We start from the raw sequence: 18480 nt of genomic DNA on the forward strand, positions 1-18480 counted from the left end.
ACCGGCCCTGCTGGGCCATGGTCGTAAGAGCCGCAGGTCGGAGCTGCGCGTTCCTACGCCGTGAGGGGGTGGAGCATGGCCTCGGTAGGTCGTCGGCGGCGGTGGGTGCGGTTCGGGGGGCTTGCGGTCGCCGCTGTGGTCGTGGGGGCCGTCGGGGGTGGGTGGGTGGTGTACGCGAAGCTCGACGGCAACATCAGGTCCGACAACGCGGCCGCCCGGGAGCTCGCCCGGTACGAGAAGGAGCGGCCCACCTCGCTCGTCAAGGACGCGCAGAACATCCTGCTGATCGGGTCGGACACGCGGTCCGGGGACGGGAACGCGCGGTACGGGCGGGACTCGGGGACCGAGCGGTCCGACACGACGATCCTGCTGCATCTGTCCGCGGGGCGGCACACCGCCACCGCGATCTCCCTTCCCCGTGACCTGATGGTGGACATCCCCTCCTGTCTGATGCGCGACGGGGGCCGCTCGGAGCCGATGTTCGCGATGTTCAACTCGGCCTTCGAGACCGGCGGTTCGGCCTGCACCATCCGAACCGTCGAGAAGCTGACGAACGTCCGCGTCGACCACCACGTCGTCCTCGACTTCCACGGCTTCAAGAAGATGGTCGACGCGGTCGACGGCGTCCAGGTGTGCCTGACGAAGCCGATCGACGACAAGGCCGCCAGGCTGAAGCTGCCCGCGGGACGGGTCACGCTCGACGGTGAGCAGGCCCTCGGCTACGTGCGCGCCCGCAAGTCGCTCGGCGACGGCAGCGACACCGACCGGATGGACCGTCAGCAGCGGTTCCTCGGGGCGCTCGTCAACAAGGTCCAGAGCAACGACGTACTGCTGAATCCGGTGAAGCTCTATCCCGTGCTGGACGCCGCGACGTCGTCCCTCACCACCGACCCTGGGCTGGCGAGCCTGCGCGGGCTGTACGAACTCGTGCGCGGGCTTCGCGACATCCCCACGAAAGCGGTGCAATTCCTCACGGTTCCAAGGGAGTCGTACGTCTACAACGCCAATCGCGACCAGCTCGTGGAGCCGGAGGCGCAGAAGTTGTTCGAACGGCTGCGCAGGGACGCGCCGTTGACGGTCGCGAAGGAAGTTCCGCGGGATTCCGACTCAAAGGGCCGTAATTCGGCCGGCGGTATCGAGGCGAACTCGCACGGGGATTCGGGCGGGGATTCATATGAGCAGTCGCACGACTACGGTGCGTACGGATACGGCGACGGGAAGTCGGGCGCAGAGCGGTACGGCGAGGCCTCGGCGCCCGGTTCACCCGCGCCGACGTTCCGCGGGAACACCGCAGCGGAGGACGGCTGCAGGTAGGGCGAGCATCAACGCGACGAACAGCCGTCCCAAGAAAACCCAAGGAAATGGGTGGATTGCCCAGTTGTAGGGACGTGGAATTTGTCACCGGCGTCGCTCCAGGCTGAACTGGGCGGCTAGTGTGAGCGATCCGGTGCCCCCGTCCGCCAGGTCCTTCCTGGGGTCGCGCACTGTGTGACCGAGACCCGAGCGTCTTTGAGGGGGAAGGCGCCGCGTGGCCCAGACGGAGGATTCGGAAACCGTGGACGCGCAAAGCCGTGGGCGGGCGGAGAACATCGACCCCGCCGACCAGTGGGTGCTCAATCCGAACACCGGCGAATACGAACTGCGACTGACCCCTTCCACACCGCAGTCAGCGGTGCCCCGGCCGCGCAGATCCGCGCCCCGTGGCGCGAACGGCGCGGCCCGCGACCGTACGGCGACTCCGCAGGCCCCGGGCCGCGGGGTACCGCCGCAGCGCCGTCGCCGCGGCGCGCCCGAGGAGCCGCCGCCGGGGCGGCGCGGGCGCCGGCCGGTGCAGAAGAAGTCGAAGGCGAAGAAGGCCCTGCTGTGGACCGGCGGCACCATGGCGTTCGTGCTGGTCGCCGCGGCCGGCGCCGGGTACCTCTACATCAAGCACCTCAACGACAACATCACGTCCGTCTCCGACGACGGCGCGAGCACCGGTGGCTTCAGCAAGGGCAAGGCGATCAACATCCTGCTGATCGGCACCGACAAGCGCACCGGCAAGGGCAACGACAAGTACGGGGACAAGAACAGCGTCGGTCACGCCGACACCACGATCCTGCTGCACGTCTCCAAGGACCGCTCGAACGCGACGGCGCTGAGCATCCCGCGCGACCTGATCACCGACATCCCGGACTGCCCGACCACACAGGCCGACGGCTCCCAGAAGGTCATCGCGGGCACCAGCAACGTCCGCTTCAACACCAGCCTCGGCCAGGACGACCGTACGCCCAGCTGTGTCGCGCGCACGGTCACGGAGCTGACCGGCATCAAGCCGGACAACTTCATGGTGGCCGACTTCAACGCGGTCAAGACGCTGACCACGGCGGTCGGCGGCGTCGACGTCTGCCTCGGCAAGGACATCAACGACCCGGACTCGCACCTGAACCTGAAGAAGGGCATGCAGCACATCCAGGGCGAGACCGCGCTCGCCTTCGTGCGCACCCGGCACGCGGTGGGCTTCGGCGGTGACCTGAGCCGGATCACGCTGCAGCAGCAGTTCCTCAGCGCGCTGATGCGCAAGCTGAAGTCGAACGACACGCTCACCGACCCGACGAAGATGATCAAGATCGCCGAGGCGGGCACCAAGGCGCTGACCGTCGACTCCAACCTCGACAGCATCGGCAAGCTGAAGGACCTCGGCCTGGAGCTGGGCAAGCTCAACCCGAAGAACCTGACGTTCACCACGGTCCCGGTGATCGACAACCCGGCCGAGAAGGTGCACGCGACCGTCGTCCTCAAGCCGGGCGCGACCCAGCCGGTCTTCGACGCGATCAAGAACGACGTCTCCTTCACCGCGGTGAAGGCGCAGAAGAAGAAGGAGGCGGCCGCCGTGGCCGCCCGCCTCAAGGGCACCAAGTCGGCCGCCTCCGCGGTGCGGGTGCGGGTCCTGAACGGTGGCGCCGAACCCGGCAGTGCGCAGGCGGAGCTCGAGTACCTGCAGAACCAGGCGGGCGTGCTGAAGTCCGAGAACGCCGGCAACGCGGGCGTGCAGCTGAGCAGGACGACGCTGGAGTACGCCCCGGACCAGGCCGACCAGGCGCGCCGGCTGGCCGCCATCCTGGGCCTGTCCGGCTCGGCGCTGAAGCCCGGCAAGAGTGTGACCAACTCCCAGGGCCTGCCGGCCATCACCCTGACGCTCGGCAAGGACTTCCCGGGTGCCGGGGACTCGTTCACCGCGGCGACCAAGGCGCCGGACGTGGACAAGACCACGGCCGACAAGGTTGAGTGCGCCAAGTAGTGACCTGACAGGCCTGTCGTACGTCTAACAGGACGTACGACAGGCCTGATGCATGGGCGCAGGGTGGGGAGGACGGGGAGATGGCGCAGAGCAGCGTGCAGGGGGAAGGGACGTTCCGGGGCGTTCCGCACACGCGTGAATCCGAGCGGGGCGGACGGCGCGACGGTGGCGGACCTGGCGGCGTCCGGCGCGGCAGGCGGGGCAGTGGCGGGCCGCGGCGGGGGCGCCGGGTGCTCAGATGGTCCGCGACCACGCTGTCGGTGCTGATACTCGGCACGGCCGGCGCCGGATACCTGTACTACCAGCACCTCAACGGCAACATCCAGAAGGGCGAGCGCAGCAGCGGCGACGCCAAGGCGCGGAAGACCGCACCGAACGCGGCCGGGCAGACGCCGCTGAACATCCTGCTGATCGGCTCGGACAGCCGTAACTCCGACGAGAACGTGAAGCTCGGCGGCGCGAAGTACGACCGCGGCACCCCGCCGCTGGGCGATGTGCAGATGCTGATCCACCTCTCCGCGGACCGCAAGAGCGCCGCCATGGTGAGCATTCCGCGTGACACCCGGGTCGAGATCCCCCAGTGCAGGGACCCGAAGACCGGCAAGACGTATCCCGAGACGAACAAGATCATCAACGAGTCGCTGGCCCGCGGCGGCGCCGGCTGCACGCTGGCCACCTGGGAGAAGCTCACCGGGGTCTACATCGACCACTGGATGACGATCGACTTCTCGGGTGTGGTGCGGATGGCCGACGCCATCGGCGGAGTCGACGTCTGTGTGAAGCAGAACGTGTGGGACCACCCGACGGCCGCCGTGCCGGGCGGCTCCGGCCTGAAGATGACGGCCGGCACGCACAAGGTCGAGGGCAGGCAGGCCCTGCAGTGGCTGCGCACCCGGCACGCCTGGGGCAGTGACCTGATGCGGGCCCGGGCCCAGCACATGTATCTGAACTCCATGATCCGCACCCTGAAGGGCCAGAACGTCTTCACCGACACCGGGCGGCTGACCGACCTCGCCGAGGCCGCCACGAAGTCCCTGAAGGTCTCCGAGGAGATCGGCACGGTCAAGAAGCTGTACGACCTGGGCATGCAGCTCAAGTCGGTGCCGACGGACCGCATCACCTCGGTGACGATGCCCAACGTCACGGACCCGCAGAACTCCGATCACGTCATACCGGACGGCGCGGGCGCCGAGCAGCTCTGGCAGATGCTCCGCGACGACGTGCCCCTCGACAACAAGGGCAAGGCCACGGGCGAGAAGAAGACGACCGCCGACGAAGAGGCCACGAAGGCTCCTTCGGCGCCGGACGGCGAGATCGGTGTCGTGGTGCAGAACGCCACCGGGACGTCCGCCCTCGGCCCGGCCGCCGGACGCGCGGGCACGGTCGCCCAGGAGCTCGTGCAGAAGGGGTTCAGCAAGGCGTCCAAGGACACGACGGCGGGGCTCTCCGAGGACCGGACCCTGGTGCGCTACCCGAGCGCGGAACTGGAGGGCGACGCCCAGCGCATCGCCAAGTCCCTCGGGATTCCGCTGAGTTCGGTGCAGAGGTCGACGGACGTCTCCGGGGTCACTGTCGTCGTGGGCGCCGACTGGCGCACCGGCACGACGTATCCGAAGCAGTCCAAGCCCAGGGCCGGCGAACTGCCCGGCAACTCCGACGCCATCAACGGCTCGGACAAGAGCCAGTGCATGGACGTGTACGCACCGTACCGCTGGACCTGATCTTCACCGATCCCCACAGCTGACTCCCAACTGACTGCACAATGATGAGGCGCGCTCACGTTCGAGGGGCTTCAGGGGGCGGCGCGCCCTCTCTCACCCGATCCGGGGGCACGGGCAACGGAGAGGTTCGGCATGTCCAGGGGTGGGAGGGCAGGGAGTTGGCGCGGAGCAGTGTGCGCAGAAAGGTTCCCGCGGTCGAGGACACGATGTCCCCGACACCGCGGGACCGGGACGCGACGACCGAGCACGGCCGACACGGCGGCGGCAGACGCAGGAAGGGCCCGGACGGCGGCGGGAAGCGCCGCAGACGGCGCGTCCTGCGCTGGGCGGCGATCGTCCTGGCGGTGGTGATACTCGGCACGGCGGGGGCCGGCTATCTCTACTACCAGCACCTCAACGCCAACATCAAGAAGGACGCCCTCAACCTCGGCGACGAGAAGGACAGGGCGGCCGAGTCGAAGGCCAACGCGGCCGGCCAGACACCGCTGAACATCCTGCTGATCGGCTCCGACGCCCGGGACTCCAAGGAGAACCAGAAGCTGGGCGGCGCCAAGGACACCTTCAACACCGCGCCGCGCGCCGATGTCCAGATGCTGCTGCACGTCTCGGCGGACCGCACCAACATGTCGGTGGTCAGCATGCCGCGCGACACGCTCGTGAACATCCCCAGGTGCACGGACCCCGGCAACGGCAAGGTCTACGGGGCACTCACCTCGACGATCACCAACGACTCCCTGGGCCGCGGCGGACCCGGCTGCACGGTGGCGACCTGGGAGAAGCTGACCGACATCCACATCGACCACTTCATGATGATCGACTTCGCGGGCGTGGTGTCGATGGCGGACGCCATCGGCGGCGTACCGGTCTGTGTGGACGCCAACGTCTACTCCAAGTCCTCCGACGGCCACGGCTCGGGCCTGAAGCTGAAGAAGGGCACCACATACGTCAAGGGCGTCCAGGCCCTGCAGTGGCTGCGCACGCGGTACGGCTTCGAGGACAACACGGACATAGCGCGGGCCAAGGCCCAGCACCAGTACATGAACGCGATGGTCCGCCAGCTGCGCGAGAACGCCACGCTCGGCAGTCCGAACAGGCTCCGCAAGCTGGCCGAGACGGCCACCAGCGCGCTCACCGTCGACGACGGCCTCGGCACCGTGGCCAAGCTGTTCGACCTGAGCAAGGAGCTCAAGAAGGTCCCCACCAAGCGCATCACGATGACGACGATGCCCTGGCAGTACTCCACGACGAACAGCGGCCGGGTCGTGCCGAAGCCGGGTGACGCCGAGAAGCTGTTCCGGCTGGTCCGCGAGGACATCGCGCTGGACGGCAAGGACAAGAAGAAGTCCACGAAGACGGCGGCGTCCTCGGACCCGGCCGCGGCGAACGACAAGATCGCCGTACAGGTGCAGAACGGCACCAGGTCCGGCACGCAGCTCGCCGCCACCGGACGGGCGCGTACGATCGCCCGGCTGCTCGTCGGCAAGGGGTTCACGGAGGCGGCGGCGGACAGCACCCCGGTCCTCAACGAGAAGAAGACGGTGGTCCGCTACCCGAGCGCGGACCTGGAGGGCGACGCCCAGCGCATCGCCAGGTCACTGGGGATTCCACTGAGTTCGGTGAAGAAGTCGACCGCGGTCTCCGGGGTCACGCTGGTCGTCGGCGCCGACTGGCGCTCCGGTACGACGTACACGGCCCCGGCGGACGACGACGGGACGCCGGCGTCCGCGCAGGTCATCAACGGCTCGGACAAGAAGCAGTGCATGCACGTCAACCCGGACTACATCTGGAAGTAGTACCTGGTGGTCCGGGGCGACAGGGGCCCGCGGTGCTCAGTGGGAGGCGAGCACCGCGGGGCGCCGGGAGGCGATGACGCGCTTCGCCAGCGCCCTGGGGCTGGTCAGGAAGCCCCAGCCCCAGGACATGTGCATGGTGGCGAGAGCCACCGGGATCTGCAGCCGTGCCTTCGGCGGCAGTCCCTTGCCCGCCGGGACGGAACCCAGGGTTATCGCCGCGAGGTAGCCGCCGGGGATAACGAAGGCCCAGGGCGTCAGCGCCGCACCGGCCACGAGGCCGGCCGCGATCGCCAGGACCGCCGTCGGCGGCGCGAGGTAGCGCAGGTTGATGGAGCCCTCATGGTAGCGGGCGACGACGTGCCGCCAGCGGCCGTAGTCCTTGTACTGCTTGGCCAGCGCCTTGACCGACGGGCGCGGCCGGTACGACACCTTCAGCTCCGGCGAGAACCAGATCAGGCCGCCGGCCTCGCGGATCCGGAAGTTCAGCTCCCAGTCCTGGGCGCGGATGAACTCCTCGTTGTACCCGCCCTGCTGCTCCAGCGCCTCGCGCCGGAAGACCCCGAGGTACACGGTCTCGGCCGACTGGGCCTCGCCACCGGTGTGGAACGCGGCGTTGCCGACCCCGATCTTCGAGGTCATGGCGGCGGCGACCGCGTGCTCCCAGTCGTTCTCGCCCTCGGCGTGCATGATGCCGCCGACGTTCTGCGCGCCGGTCTCCTCCAGGAGCCGTACAGCCGTCGCGATGTAGTTCGGCGAGAGCATGCCGTGCCCGTCGACGCGAACGACGATCGGGTGCCGGGAGGCCTTGATCGCGGCGTTCAGGGCGGCGGGCGTACGCCCCGCCGGGTTGGGGACGGTGTGGACGCGCGGGTCGGCGGCAACGAGCTCGGCGGCGATCTCGTCCGTGCGGTCCGTGGACGGACCGAGGGCGAGGACGACCTCCATCTCGCCGGCGTACTCCTGCGCGAGGATCGCTTGGACGGCTCCGCGCAGATGCCGCTCCTCATCGAGGACAGGCATGATCACAGAAACGGCGGGGAGCGGCGCGTCGGGGTTGGCGTTCATCGCCCGTTACGTTACCGCGAACGGGGGACACCTTTGCGCCCCGCCGGGGCGGTGGCCCGGTCCACAGATCGTATCGGCCTACGGTGCTCACGGTCCCACGTACGGCCGTCGCCCGGAGGTGTCCCCCTTGCCCACGCAGCCTCGGTCCGCCGCGCCCGCTCCTCCGCAGCGCCGCCCCCAGCCCGCGGGCACCCCACCGCCCCGCGGGCCGCGGCCGCCCGTGCCACGGAGGAAGCCGCGCTGGGTGATGCGGGCGGCGACGACCCTCTCCGTGGTCGTCCTCGCCTCCGCCGGGATCGGGCATGCGGTGGTCACCAGCCTGGACGCGGGCATCGCCCGGGTCGACCCGTTCAAGGACATGAAGAACCGCCCCAAGGCCGGTCACGGCATGAACGTCCTGCTGGTGGGCACGGACGGCCGCGACCGGATCAGCGAGGAGGAGCGGCACCGCTACCACCTGGGCGGCGAACCCTGCCACTGCACCGACACCATGATGATCGTGCACATCTCGGCGGACCGGGAGCGGGCGACCGTGGTGAGCCTGCCGCGCGACTCGTACGCCATGACGCCCGAGCACACCGACGAGAAGACCGGGAAGCGGATCCCCGGCCACCCCATCAAGATCAACGCGGCGTACGCGGAGGGCGGCCCGAACCTCACCGTCCAGACCGTCGAGGACATGACGCATGTGAAGATCGACCACTATCTGGAGGTCGACTTCACCAGTTTCATGAAGACGGTGGACGTGCTCGGCGGAGTGTCGGTCTGCACCGCCCTCCCCCTGAAGGACACGTACACCGGGCTGGACCTCCCCGCCGGGACGCACGTCCTCAACGGCGGGCAGGCCCTGCAGTTCGTCCGTGCCAGGCACCTCGACGCGGACTCCGACCTCGGCCGGATGAAGCGCCAGCAGCGGTTCCTCGCGGCGCTCATCGAGCGGGCCACCTCCTCCGGGATCCTGCTGAACCCGATGAAGTTCCGGGATGTGACGCGGGCCGTGCTGGGGTCGGTGCGCGCGGACAAGGGCTTCGGCACGGACGAGCTGCTCGACCTCGGCCGGGCGATGCGCAACTTCTCCCCCTCGTCCTCCGAGTTCACGACCGTGCCCATCGGACAGATGGGGTACGTCGTGCCGGGCGTCGGCGAGACGCTGAAATGGGACACCGCCAAGGCCGACCGGCTCTTCCAGTCGCTGCGTGACGACAAGCCGCTGGCCGCCCGCCCGTCCCGCCCCCAGCCGGTGCCGGTCGAGGTGGACCCGCAGCAGATCCACGTCCAGGTCGAGAACGGCACGCCCACCCAGGGGCTCGGCAAGCGCGTGGACGCCGCCCTGGCGGCGACGGGCTTCCGGACGACCCGGATGCCGGCGGACGCCGACGACCACACCCAGAAGCGGACGGTCATCGCCTACGACCCCGGGTGGGACCGCTCGGCGAGAGCGCTGGCCGCCGCGCTGCCCGGGAGCGAGCTGCGGGAGGTGCCGGGGCTCGGGCCGACGCTGAAGGTGATCGCGGGGACCGACTTCAGGCAGGTGCGGGGGGTACGGGCGGAGGCCACGGACCAGGGGGAGCCCGGGGTGATGACCGGGGGCCAGGAGATGTGCTCGTAACCCGAACGGACCTGTGCCACGACCCCTGACGGAATGTCGGGGGTCGTGCACTGTGCGGCACAAGGTGCGGATTATGGGCTTCCGTCCGATGGCGCCCGGCGCCCGGCAGGCGTAGGAACAGAAGGGCACGGGGCCCACCCCCGGGCCCCTCTGCCTCTCAGGAGGAGCCATGACCCAGCCCGGAACCATGACCGCCATGAGCAAGGAGATGCAGGACTGCGTCCAGGCGTGCATGTCCTGCCACGCCGTCTGCGAGGAGACCATGAGCTCCTGCATGCAGATGGGCGGCCAGGGCCAGATGCAGATCATGCGTGCGCTCATGGACTGCTCCGAGACGACCCGGATGTGCGCGGACATGATGATGCGCCGCTCGCCCATGTCGGCCGAGATGTGCGCGATGTGCGCCAAGGCGTGCGACATGTGCGCCGAGGCGTGTATGGCCATGCCGGACGACCCTCAGATGATGCGGTGCGCGGAGGCGTGTCGGCGGTGCGCCGAGATGTGCCGTGCGATGTCGGGCGCCACGATGTGACGGCTGTCTGAGCGTGGATCAAGGGCACCCGTGCTTGGGGTGCCCTTGATCATGGGCGGGGCGTTGCGTTGCACGGTGCCCGGCGTTGGTGCCGGCCGGGGGGTGGGTGCGCGGCCCGGCGGTGCGGGTTGCCGCGGGTCGGGAGCCGCCCCAGGCGGCACGAATGCCCGCGGGCTACCGGGGCGCGAGTCTCCGCAGGCTACCGGGGGCGCGAGGCCCGTGGGCTACAGCGTGAACAGCGGTTCCAGGGCCCGCTCCAGGTCCGCCGCCGTGCGGAAGTGCACCGGCTGCATTCCGAGGGTGGCTGCCGCCTCTGTGTTCTCCTCGGTGTCGTCGATGAACAGGCAGCGGTCGGGGCGGGCGCCGACCAGGTCGGTCGCGAGGCGGTAGATGCGCGGGTCCGGCTTGGCGAGGCCGACGCGGGCGCTGTTGACGACCTCGTCCGCGAGGTCGGCGAGACCGAGCGCGGTGAGGTCGTCCTCCAGGCGGACGGTGGCGTTGCTGACGAGGACGAGCGGCACCCGGGTGCGGGCCCGGCGCAGCAGCGAGACCACCGTCTCGTCGGCCGAGAAGGGGGACTCCAGCAGGGCCGTGCCCAGCTCCCAGGCCGTCGACTCCTCCGGGACCAGCCCGGACAGGCCCTCGGCGATCGCCTGCACCCACTCCTGGAGGTCGACCCGGCCCAGCAGCACCGGCAGACCGGTCTCCGGCGCGAAGGCGACCTTCGCGGTGGTGCCCTCGGCGAGTCCGGCGGCCCGCTCCAGGTTGTGCAGCCCGGAGGGGTCGTAGAACCGGATCACGTTGTCCACGTCGCAGAGCACCGCGTCGAACGGTGCTCTGCCTGACTGGTCAGCCACCCGAGACCGTGACCTTCTGGTCGTTGTTCAGCTCGTCCACCAGGGTCTTGACCTTCGCCTTGTCCCAGACGAGGTTGCCGCCCGTGGAGCCTGAGATCGGCATGTTCATCGACGTGCCGTCACCGCCGCTGACACCCTTCATCGCCCAGAACATGGACGCCAGGTCCCACAGGCTCATGTCCTTGTCGACGGTGAGCGAGTCCAGACCGGCGCCCATCGTCGGGTACAGCTTGAACGGGTTGAGGACCGTCGACGGGGTCGCCACCTGGTGCGCCAGCGCGGAGAGGAACTTCTGCTGGTTCTTCGTGCGCTGAAGGTCGGAGGCGGCGAAGGCGTGCCGGGTACGGACGAAGGCCAGGGCCTGCTCGCCGTTCAGCGTCTGGCTGCCCGCCTTGAAGTCGGCACCCGAGTACTTGTCCTTGAAGCCCTTGTCGATGTTGATCGTGACGCCGCCGACGGCGTCCACGATGTTCGCGAAGCCGGCGAAGCCGATCTCCACGTAGTGGTCGATGTGCAGGCCCATGTTGGCCTCGACCGTGCGGACGAGCAGCGTCGGGCCGTCCTCCGCGTAGGCCGCGTTCAGCTTCGTCTGCCGGCCCGTGGCCGGGTAGGTCTTGCCGGAGGTCGACCCCTTGTACGAGGGGATCGTCACGTTCGAGTCGCGGGGCAGCGAGACCAGTGTGTCGCCGCTGCTGCCGACGTGCAGGATCATCATCGAGTCGGTCCGCTTGCCCTCCGCGGAGCCGGTGTGCAGCTTCTTCTTGTCCGCGGCCGTCAGCCCGGCCCGGCTGTCGGAGCCGACGATCAGGTAGTTCGTGCCGTCGCCCGACGCCGGCCGGTCGATGACCTGGGACAGGTCGACGTCCCGGTGCAGCTTGCCGTCGGCCCAGAAGTACGTGGCGACCGACGTCACAGCCAGCACCGTGACCAGGGTTATCGCCGTCCACTTGATACGGCGCCGCCAGTTGGGCCGCGGCCGGTACTCGCCCGGGTCACCGGGACCGCCCGGCCCTCCGCCGCCGGGCGAGCCGTAGACCTGGCCGGTGTTGTAGCCGCTGTCGTAGCCGTCGCCGGCGGGATCGGCGCCGCCGTACCCCTGGCCGTTGACGTACGACGGCTGCTGGGGCACCCCGCCGTACGGCGGGGCGGACGGGCCGGAAGCCCCGTACGCGCCCGGGGCGGGCCGGCGGACCTGCCGCATCGCGCGGGCGCCCTCAGGGTTTGCGCTCGCGCTGCCGCGTCCGTACCGGTTGCGGTTGTCGTCGGACCATGCCTCGGGCCAATCGTTCATGGGGCCCAGTGTGCAGGGAGCAGCCATGCCCTTCACAAGGGTCGTAGGAAAATCAGGGCACTGCTGTTGCGAAGCCAACACAAAGTCCGCAGATGACGCCTCGGCATAAGGTGGAGGCCATGACAGACCAGGCCCCTGCCATGGAATCGGACACTCCGGATATACCGAATGTCCCTGGCAAGCCCACCTCGGCGTCCCGGACCACGCTCAGTCACATCATGACCCACAACGACACGAATCTTCTGGGCACGGTGCACGGCGGCGTGATCATGAAGCTGGTGGACGACGCGGCGGGCGCGGTGGCCGGCCGGCACAGCGGCGGCCCCGCGGTCACGGCGTCGATGGACGAGATGGCGTTCCTGGAGCCGGTCCGGGTGGGCGACCTGGTCCATGTGAAGGCGCAGGTCAACTGGACCGGCCGGACGTCGATGGAGGTCGGGGTCCGGGTCCTGGCCGAGCGCTGGAACGAGTCGACCCCGCCCACCCAGGTCGGCTCCGCCTATCTGGTCTTCGCCGCGGTGGACGCCGACGGCAGGCCCCGCCGGGTGCCGCCGGTGCTGCCGGAGACGGAGAAGGACCGGCGCCGCTACCAGGAGGCCCAGATCCGCCGCACTCACCGGCTGGCACGGCGGCGGGCGATCGTGGAACTGCGGGAGAAGCGAGCGGCCGAGGGGCTCGACGACTGACCCCGGAACGCGGCATGAGAACGCACGACAGCCCCCGGCAGGACGCCGGGGGCTGTGGCATGTGCGTGGAGTCCCCGCGGGTTACGGCAGGTTCCGCGCCATCACGATCCGCTGGACCTGGTTCGTGCCTTCGTATATCTGCGTGATCTTCGCGTCGCGCATCATGCGCTCCACCGGGTAGTCACGGGTGTAGCCGTACCCGCCCAGCAGCTGCACGGCGTCCGTGGTGACCTCCATGGCCACGTCCGACGCGAAGCACTTGGCGGCGGCGCCCTGGAAGGTCAGGTCCTTGTCGCCGCGCTCCGAGGCGGCCGCGGCCTGGTACGTCAGGGAGCGGGCCGCGGCGATCTTCATGGCCATGTCGGCCAGCATGAACTGGATGCCCTGGAAGTCGGCGATCGCCTTGCCGAACTGCTTGCGCTCCTGGACGTAGCCCTTGGCGTAGTCGAGGGCGCCCTGCGCGACGCCCAGCGCCTGAGCGGCGATGGTGATGCGGGTGTGGTCGAGGGTCTTCATCGCCGTGGCGAAGCCGGTGCCCTCCTCGCCGATCATGCGGTCGGCGGGGATGCGGACGTTGTCGAGGTAGACCTCGCGGGTCGGGGAGCCCTTGATGCCGAGCTTCTTCTCCGGGGCGCCGAAGGAGACGCCCTCGTCGGACTTCTCGACGACGAAGGCCGAGATGCCCTTCGAGCGCTTGGCGGGGTCGGTGACCGCCATGACCGTGTAGTAGTCGGAGACGCCCGCGTTGGTGATCCAGCGCTTCACGCCGTTGAGCACCCAGTAGTCGCCGTCGCGGACGGCCTTCGTCTTCATACCGGCCGCGTCGGAGCCGGCGTCGGGCTCGGAGAGGCAGTACGAGAACATCCCGTCGCCCTTTGCGAGCGGGGTCATGTACTTCTTCTTCAGCTCCTCGGAGCCGGAGAGGATCACGGGGAGCGAGCCCAGCTTGTTCACGGCCGGGATCAGGGAGGAGGAGACGCAGACGCGCGCGACCTCCTCGATCACGATGACCGTCGCCAGCGCGTCCGCGCCCGCGCCGCCGTACTCCTCGGGGACGTGCACCGCGTGCAGGTCGTTCGCGACCAGCGCCTCCAGCGCTTCCTGCGGGAAGCGGGCCTCCTCGTCCACGACGGCGGCGTACGGCGCGATCTTCGCCTCGGCCAGTGAACGGATCGCGTCGCGGAGCATGTCGTGCTCCTCGGACGGGCGGTACAGGTCGAAGTCAGCCGATCCGGCCAAGGTTTCTCACGCTCCAAGGACGCTTCTGACGCACTGTGGTGATGGCGCTAATTACCGTTAAGTAACTCAAATTTTAGGGGGCCGCCCACGGGAGTGATACGTGACCTTGGCGACAGCGGGAAAAGTGCCCGGGGAACGGCCCGACTATGCTCGGCTCGGCACCAACCACGTCCCTCTTCTGGAGCACCCATGGCCCTCAGGATCACCGTGATCGGCACTGGCTATCTCGGCGCGACACACGCCGCCGCGATGGCGGAGCTGGGCTTCGAGGTGCTCGCCCTGGACGTCGTACCGGAGAAGATCGAGAAGCTGGCCCGGGGCGAGGCCCCGATGTTCGAGCCCGGACTCGACGAGCTGCTGCGCAAGCATGTCGCGGGCATCGAGGGCTCCACCGGCCGGCTCCGCGTCACGATGGACTGGGCCGAGGTGGGCGCCTTCGGCGACGTCCACTTCCTGTGCATCAACACCCCGCAGAAGCACGGCGAGTACGCCTGCGACATGTCGTACGTCGACTCCGCCCTCGCCTCCCTCGCCCCGCATCTGACCGGGCCCACGCTGGTCGTCGGCAAGTCGACCGTGCCGGTGGGGTCCGCCGACCGGCTGGCCCGCTTCCTCGTGGAGAACTCCCCGGCCGGCGAGGACGCCGAGCTGGCCTGGAACCCCGAGTTCCTGCGCGAGGGCTTCGCCGTCGACGACACCCTGCACCCCGACCGGATCGTGGTCGGGGTACGGAGCGAGCGGGCGGAGAAGCTGCTGCGCGAGGTGTACGCGACGCCGTTGTCGGAGGGCACGCCCTTCGTCGTCACGGACTTCCCGACCGCCGAGCTGGTGAAGACCTCCGCGAACTCCTTCCTCGCCACCAAGATCTCGTTCATCAACGCGATGGCGGAGATGTGCGAGGCCTCCGGCGGCGATGTCACCAAGCTCGCCGAGGCGATCGGGTACGACGACAGGATCGGCAAGAAGTTCCTGCGGGCGGGGATCGGGTTCGGCGGCGGCTGTCTGCCCAAGGACATCCGGGCCTTCATGGCGCGCGCCGGTGAGCTCGGCGCCGACCAGGCACTGACCTTCCTGCGCGAGATCGACTCGATCAACATGCGGCAGCGGGGGCAGATGGTGGAGCTGGCCCGGCAGGCCCTCGGCGGCGGGCCCTTCCTGGGCAAGCGGGTCGCGGTGCTCGGTGCCACCTTCAAGCCCGACTCGGACGACGTACGCGACTCCCCCGCGCTGAACGTCGCCGGCCAGATCCACCTCCAGGGCGGCCAGGTCACCGTGTACGACCCGAAGGGCATGGACAACGCCCGCAAGGTCTTTCCGACACTCGGCTACGCCGACACGGCGCTGAAGGCCGTGCGGGGCGCCGACGTGGTGCTGCACCTGACCGAGTGGCGGGAGTTCCGCGAGCTGGACCCGGCCCAGCTGGGAGAGGTCACGGCCGCCAAGGTGATCCTGGACGGCCGCAACGCCCTCGACCCGGAGCTGTGGCGGAAGGCCGGCTGGACGTACCGGGCGATGGGGCGTCCCACCGCGTAGCCGCCGGACTCCGGCTCACAGACGTGAACGACGCCGGTTCGGCCGAGGCTCAGTCGGCCGAACCGGCGTCTTGTTGCATTCTGCACCACCGGCCCCCGGCGCGGTCGCCGAACTACTTCGCCCGGTACCGGCGCATCTTCGCGCGCGCCCCGCACACCTGCATGGAGCACCAGCGCCCGCGGCCGGCCGGGCTGCGGTCGTAGTAGGCCCAGTGGCAGGTGCCCGACTCGCAGGCCTTCAGCCTGGTCCAGGTGCCCGCCACCAGCGCCTCGGCGACGGCGGCCGCGACGCGGGAGAGCAGGGGGCCCGCGTCGGCGGGGGCGAGCGCCGCCGAGCCGTCCGCGGCGTCGACGGTCACGCGTAGGGGCGCCGAGGCCAGCAGATCGCTCAGCGGCGTCACCGGGGCGTGCGGCGGATGGCCGGCGTGGGCGAGCAGCACGGCGCGCAGTGACTCGCGCAGCTCGCGCGCATCCGCCACCTCACCCTCCGGGAGCCCGAACGGCGCCCGGCCTTCCGCCGTGTCCAGCGAGTCGGCGCCGGACTCGATGTCCAGGGTGTTCACCAGGGACTCGACGAGGACCAGGCTCCCCGGCGCGGCCGATCTCTCACTCATGCTGCGGCCGATCTCTCACTCATGCTTGCGACGTTACCTCCAATGAGGCAGCATGCAGTAACCGTTACTGCATGACCGCATCTAGAGGTAACGCAGGAGGAAGTCATGGCTCTCGCCAAACTGAGCGTCGTCGTCCTGGACTGTCCCGACCCGAGCGCGCTGGCCGGTTTCTACGCCGAGGTGCTGGGCGGCACCGTCGAGGTGGAGGACGGCTGGGCGGACCTCACCACCCCCGACGGCCGGGCGCTGGCCTTCCAGGCCTCCCCCGGCTTCACCGCCCCCGGGTGGCCCGCGCCCGACCACTCGCAGCAGTTCCACCTGGACCTGACCGTCGACGACCTGGACGCGGCCGAGGCGGGTGTGCTGGCGCTCGGCGCAAAGCCCCTGGACGCCGACGACCGCTCGCGCACCTGGCGGGTTTACGCGGACCCGGCCGGGCACCCGTTCTGCCTCTGCGCCTGCTGAACCGGGAGGACACCATGCCAGCGGCCCGCTTCCGCTCCGTCGTCCTCGACTGCCCCGATCCGCGCGCACTCGCCCGCTTCTACGCCGGCGTGGCGGGCGGTACGCCCGAGGAGGAGGACGCCGACTGGGTCGTACTCCACATCCCCGGCGGGCCGCGGCTCGCCTTCCAACGGGCGGAGGGCCTCACCCCGCCCGAGTGGCCGCGCGCGGACCGCAACTCGCAGCAGTTCCACCTCGACTTCGACGCGGGGTCGACGTGGCAGGAGATCGACGCGGCGCACGAGCGGGTGCTGGCGCTGGGGGCGCGGCCGCTGGACCTGGAGGACCGGGAGAAGAAGGACTTCCAGGTGTACGCCGACCCGGCCGGGCACCCCTTCTGCCTGTGCCGGATCAGCGAGCCGTAGGCCGGCCGTCGAGGTCCGCGATCCGCGCCGTCGACGGCTCCCGGCGCTGCTGGAACGCGCGGGCCGTGAAGTCGGCGGTGCGCAGGACGCGTTGGACGTTCCCCCAGGTCAGCAGGGCGATGTCGGGCTCGGACCAGCCGCGGTGCAGGAGTTCGGCGATGAGGTGCGGGTAGCAGGACGCGTCGCCCAGGTCCTGGGGGTGGGCGGTGCCGGCGTCGTAGGTGCCGGACAGCCCTACGCACTCCGGGCCGGCGACCTCGCGCACATGGTCGAGGTGGTCGGCGACGTCGTGGACGGACGGGCCCGTCTGTTCCGGCGTCAGCGGCACCATGCACAGCCCCTTGGCGGCACCCAGCCGGCCGAGCAGGTCGTCGGGGAGGTTGTCGGGGTGGGGACGCAGGGTGTGCGCGGCGGAGCGGGTGAACAGGACCGGCGCCCTGGAGACCGCCAGGGTGCGGCGGACGGTGCCGTCGGACGCGCCGGAGAGGTCGGCGAGCACACCGAGCCGGTTCATCTCGCGCACGACCTCCTCGCCGAACCGGGTGAGCCCGGCCTCGCTCGCCCAGGACACGCCGGACAGGGTGAGGACGCGCAGGCCGAGGGTGTACAGGCCGCGCAGGATGCCGAGGGAGTCGCCGAGCGCGGCGGCCCCGGCGGGTCCGAGCAGCACGGCGATACGGCCGCAGTTGCAGGCGTCGGTGGCCTCTCCGGCGGTGCAGACGAGGCGCAGCCCGTTAGGGTGGGCCCGCATCACGGTGTTGACGAGGTCCAGCTGCTCCAGGGTCTCGACGACGGTCCGCTCCCCGGTGATGCCCTCCGGCAGGTGCAGCGAGCAGAACAGCATGCCGACGTGCCCCTCCCGCAGCCGCGGCACGTCTGTGTCGACATCGCTCTCGCCGAGCTCCAGGTCGTACCAGGACAGATGCCTGAGGGCCCAGGGAAGCCCGCTGTAGCCGTCGGCGACGGGATGAGCGGCGAGGATGGCGTGGGCGCGCTCCACGGGGGCGGCGCCCGGATCGGAGACGGGCTTGTAGGGCCCGGGCTGGAAGGGGTCCGGCAGGCCTATGCCGTCGAGCTCCCCGATGGTCTGCAGTTCGTCGTCCTGGAGGTCTGCCATGGCGGGCTCCGTACGTCGTGAATCGTCCCCAAGGGGTACGGTCACCGTCGCACGGGGGCGCGGGGGGCTTCCTGGTGAGTGGGGCGTTCGGGGGTACCGGGCCCGGTTCGGTGCTCCTGAGGCGCCGGGGAGGGGCGCCCGCCGTCCTGGTCGCGCACGGCGTCGGCCGGCCGATCGCGCGTCCGCTGCAACAGCCCGTCCGGCGTTCGAGGACGAGGCCCGTTCAGGGCCGGCAGCGGGGGGCTGGGGCGGCAGCCGCGGAGAGGGCGGAACGG

General features: G+C 70.1%; 16 protein-coding genes. 10 read left to right on the forward strand and 6 right to left on the reverse strand.

Features of this window, described 5'->3' with window-relative positions; translation table 11 throughout:
- Nucleotides 1-75 precede the first annotated feature (75 nt).
- The 4 genes from LJ657_RS17675 (at nt 76) to LJ657_RS17690 (ending at nt 6794) form a co-directional block, all read left to right on the forward strand.
- Nucleotides 76-1314, forward strand: coding sequence for an LCP family protein (locus LJ657_RS17675; protein ID WP_232649582.1), 1239 nt, complete (start codon nt 76-78; stop codon nt 1312-1314).
- Between the two features lie 241 nt (nt 1315-1555).
- Nucleotides 1556-3280 (forward strand): LCP family protein, encoded by a 1725-nt coding sequence (locus LJ657_RS17680; RefSeq protein ID WP_232649583.1) that lies wholly within the window; start codon nt 1556-1558, stop codon nt 3278-3280.
- Between the two features lie 80 nt (nt 3281-3360).
- A complete protein-coding gene (locus LJ657_RS17685) occupies nt 3361-5001 on the forward strand; it encodes an LCP family protein (RefSeq protein ID WP_232649584.1) in 1641 nt (546 codons plus the stop codon).
- A gap of 206 nt (nt 5002-5207) precedes the next feature.
- Nucleotides 5208-6794, forward strand: a complete 1587-nt coding sequence (locus LJ657_RS17690) for an LCP family protein (RefSeq protein ID WP_232649585.1) — start codon at nt 5208-5210, stop codon at nt 6792-6794.
- Between the two features lie 36 nt (nt 6795-6830).
- Here the strand turns inward: LJ657_RS17690 and LJ657_RS17695 are convergent, their stop codons facing one another.
- Complete coding sequence (locus tag LJ657_RS17695; protein WP_232649586.1) at nt 6831-7859, reverse strand: glycosyltransferase family 2 protein; 1029 nt, start codon at nt 7857-7859, stop codon at nt 6831-6833.
- 127 nt (nt 7860-7986) lie between these two features.
- Between LJ657_RS17695 and LJ657_RS17700 the strand changes: the two genes are divergently transcribed.
- Nucleotides 7987-9468 (forward strand): LCP family protein, encoded by a 1482-nt coding sequence (locus LJ657_RS17700; protein WP_443735558.1) that lies wholly within the window; start codon nt 7987-7989, stop codon nt 9466-9468.
- A gap of 169 nt (nt 9469-9637) precedes the next feature.
- Nucleotides 9638-10000 (forward strand): four-helix bundle copper-binding protein, encoded by a 363-nt coding sequence (locus tag LJ657_RS17705; RefSeq protein WP_232649587.1) that lies wholly within the window; start codon nt 9638-9640, stop codon nt 9998-10000.
- Nucleotides 10001-10224: 224 nt separating this feature from the next.
- Here the strand turns inward: LJ657_RS17705 and LJ657_RS17710 are convergent, their stop codons facing one another.
- Together LJ657_RS17710 and LJ657_RS17715 are read right to left on the reverse strand one after the other, a co-directional pair.
- Nucleotides 10225-10857: an HAD family hydrolase gene (locus tag LJ657_RS17710; RefSeq protein WP_232649588.1), complete on the reverse strand. Its 633-nt coding sequence runs from the start codon at nt 10855-10857 to the stop codon at nt 10225-10227.
- Nucleotides 10850-12148, reverse strand: coding sequence for an LCP family protein (locus LJ657_RS17715; protein ID WP_232649589.1), 1299 nt, complete (start codon nt 12146-12148; stop codon nt 10850-10852). Before LJ657_RS17715 ends, LJ657_RS17710 begins: the two co-directional genes overlap by 8 nt.
- A 119-nt stretch (nt 12149-12267) precedes the next feature.
- Here LJ657_RS17715 and LJ657_RS17720 point away from each other — a divergent pair, with 119 nt between their 5' ends.
- Nucleotides 12268-12834: an acyl-CoA thioesterase gene (locus LJ657_RS17720; RefSeq protein ID WP_232649590.1), complete on the forward strand. Its 567-nt coding sequence runs from the start codon at nt 12268-12270 to the stop codon at nt 12832-12834.
- Between the two features lie 81 nt (nt 12835-12915).
- Here LJ657_RS17720 and LJ657_RS17725 read toward each other — a convergent pair whose 3' ends face one another.
- A complete protein-coding gene (locus tag LJ657_RS17725) occupies nt 12916-14073 on the reverse strand; it encodes an acyl-CoA dehydrogenase (protein WP_269786610.1) in 1158 nt (385 codons plus the stop codon).
- 189 nt (nt 14074-14262) lie between these two features.
- On the opposite strand from LJ657_RS17725, the gene LJ657_RS17730 reads away from it, so the two are divergent.
- The gene (locus tag LJ657_RS17730) at nt 14263-15606 is read left to right on the forward strand and encodes a UDP-glucose dehydrogenase family protein (RefSeq protein WP_232649591.1); all 1344 of its coding nucleotides are present in this window, start codon (nt 14263-14265) and stop codon (nt 15604-15606) included.
- A gap of 112 nt (nt 15607-15718) precedes the next feature.
- On the opposite strand, the gene LJ657_RS17735 is transcribed toward LJ657_RS17730, so the two are convergent.
- Nucleotides 15719-16219: a CGNR zinc finger domain-containing protein gene (locus LJ657_RS17735; RefSeq protein WP_232649592.1), complete on the reverse strand. Its 501-nt coding sequence runs from the start codon at nt 16217-16219 to the stop codon at nt 15719-15721.
- 105 nt (nt 16220-16324) lie between these two features.
- Between LJ657_RS17735 and LJ657_RS17740 the strand changes: the two genes are divergently transcribed.
- Together LJ657_RS17740 and LJ657_RS17745 are read left to right on the forward strand one after the other, a co-directional pair.
- Nucleotides 16325-16684, forward strand: a complete 360-nt coding sequence (locus tag LJ657_RS17740) for a VOC family protein (RefSeq protein WP_232649593.1) — start codon at nt 16325-16327, stop codon at nt 16682-16684.
- 14 nt (nt 16685-16698) lie between these two features.
- Nucleotides 16699-17088, forward strand: coding sequence for a VOC family protein (locus LJ657_RS17745; protein WP_232649594.1), 390 nt, complete (start codon nt 16699-16701; stop codon nt 17086-17088).
- Here the strand turns inward: LJ657_RS17745 and LJ657_RS17750 are convergent.
- Complete coding sequence (locus LJ657_RS17750) at nt 17075-18205, reverse strand: dipeptidase (protein ID WP_232649595.1); 1131 nt, start codon at nt 18203-18205, stop codon at nt 17075-17077. The two genes, LJ657_RS17745 and LJ657_RS17750, sit on opposite strands and share 14 nt — an antisense overlap.
- Nucleotides 18206-18480 lie beyond the last annotated feature (275 nt).

The sequence above is a fragment of the Streptomyces guryensis genome (genome assembly GCF_021261325.1).
Lineage (GTDB): Bacteria > Actinomycetota > Actinomycetes > Streptomycetales > Streptomycetaceae > Streptomyces > Streptomyces guryensis.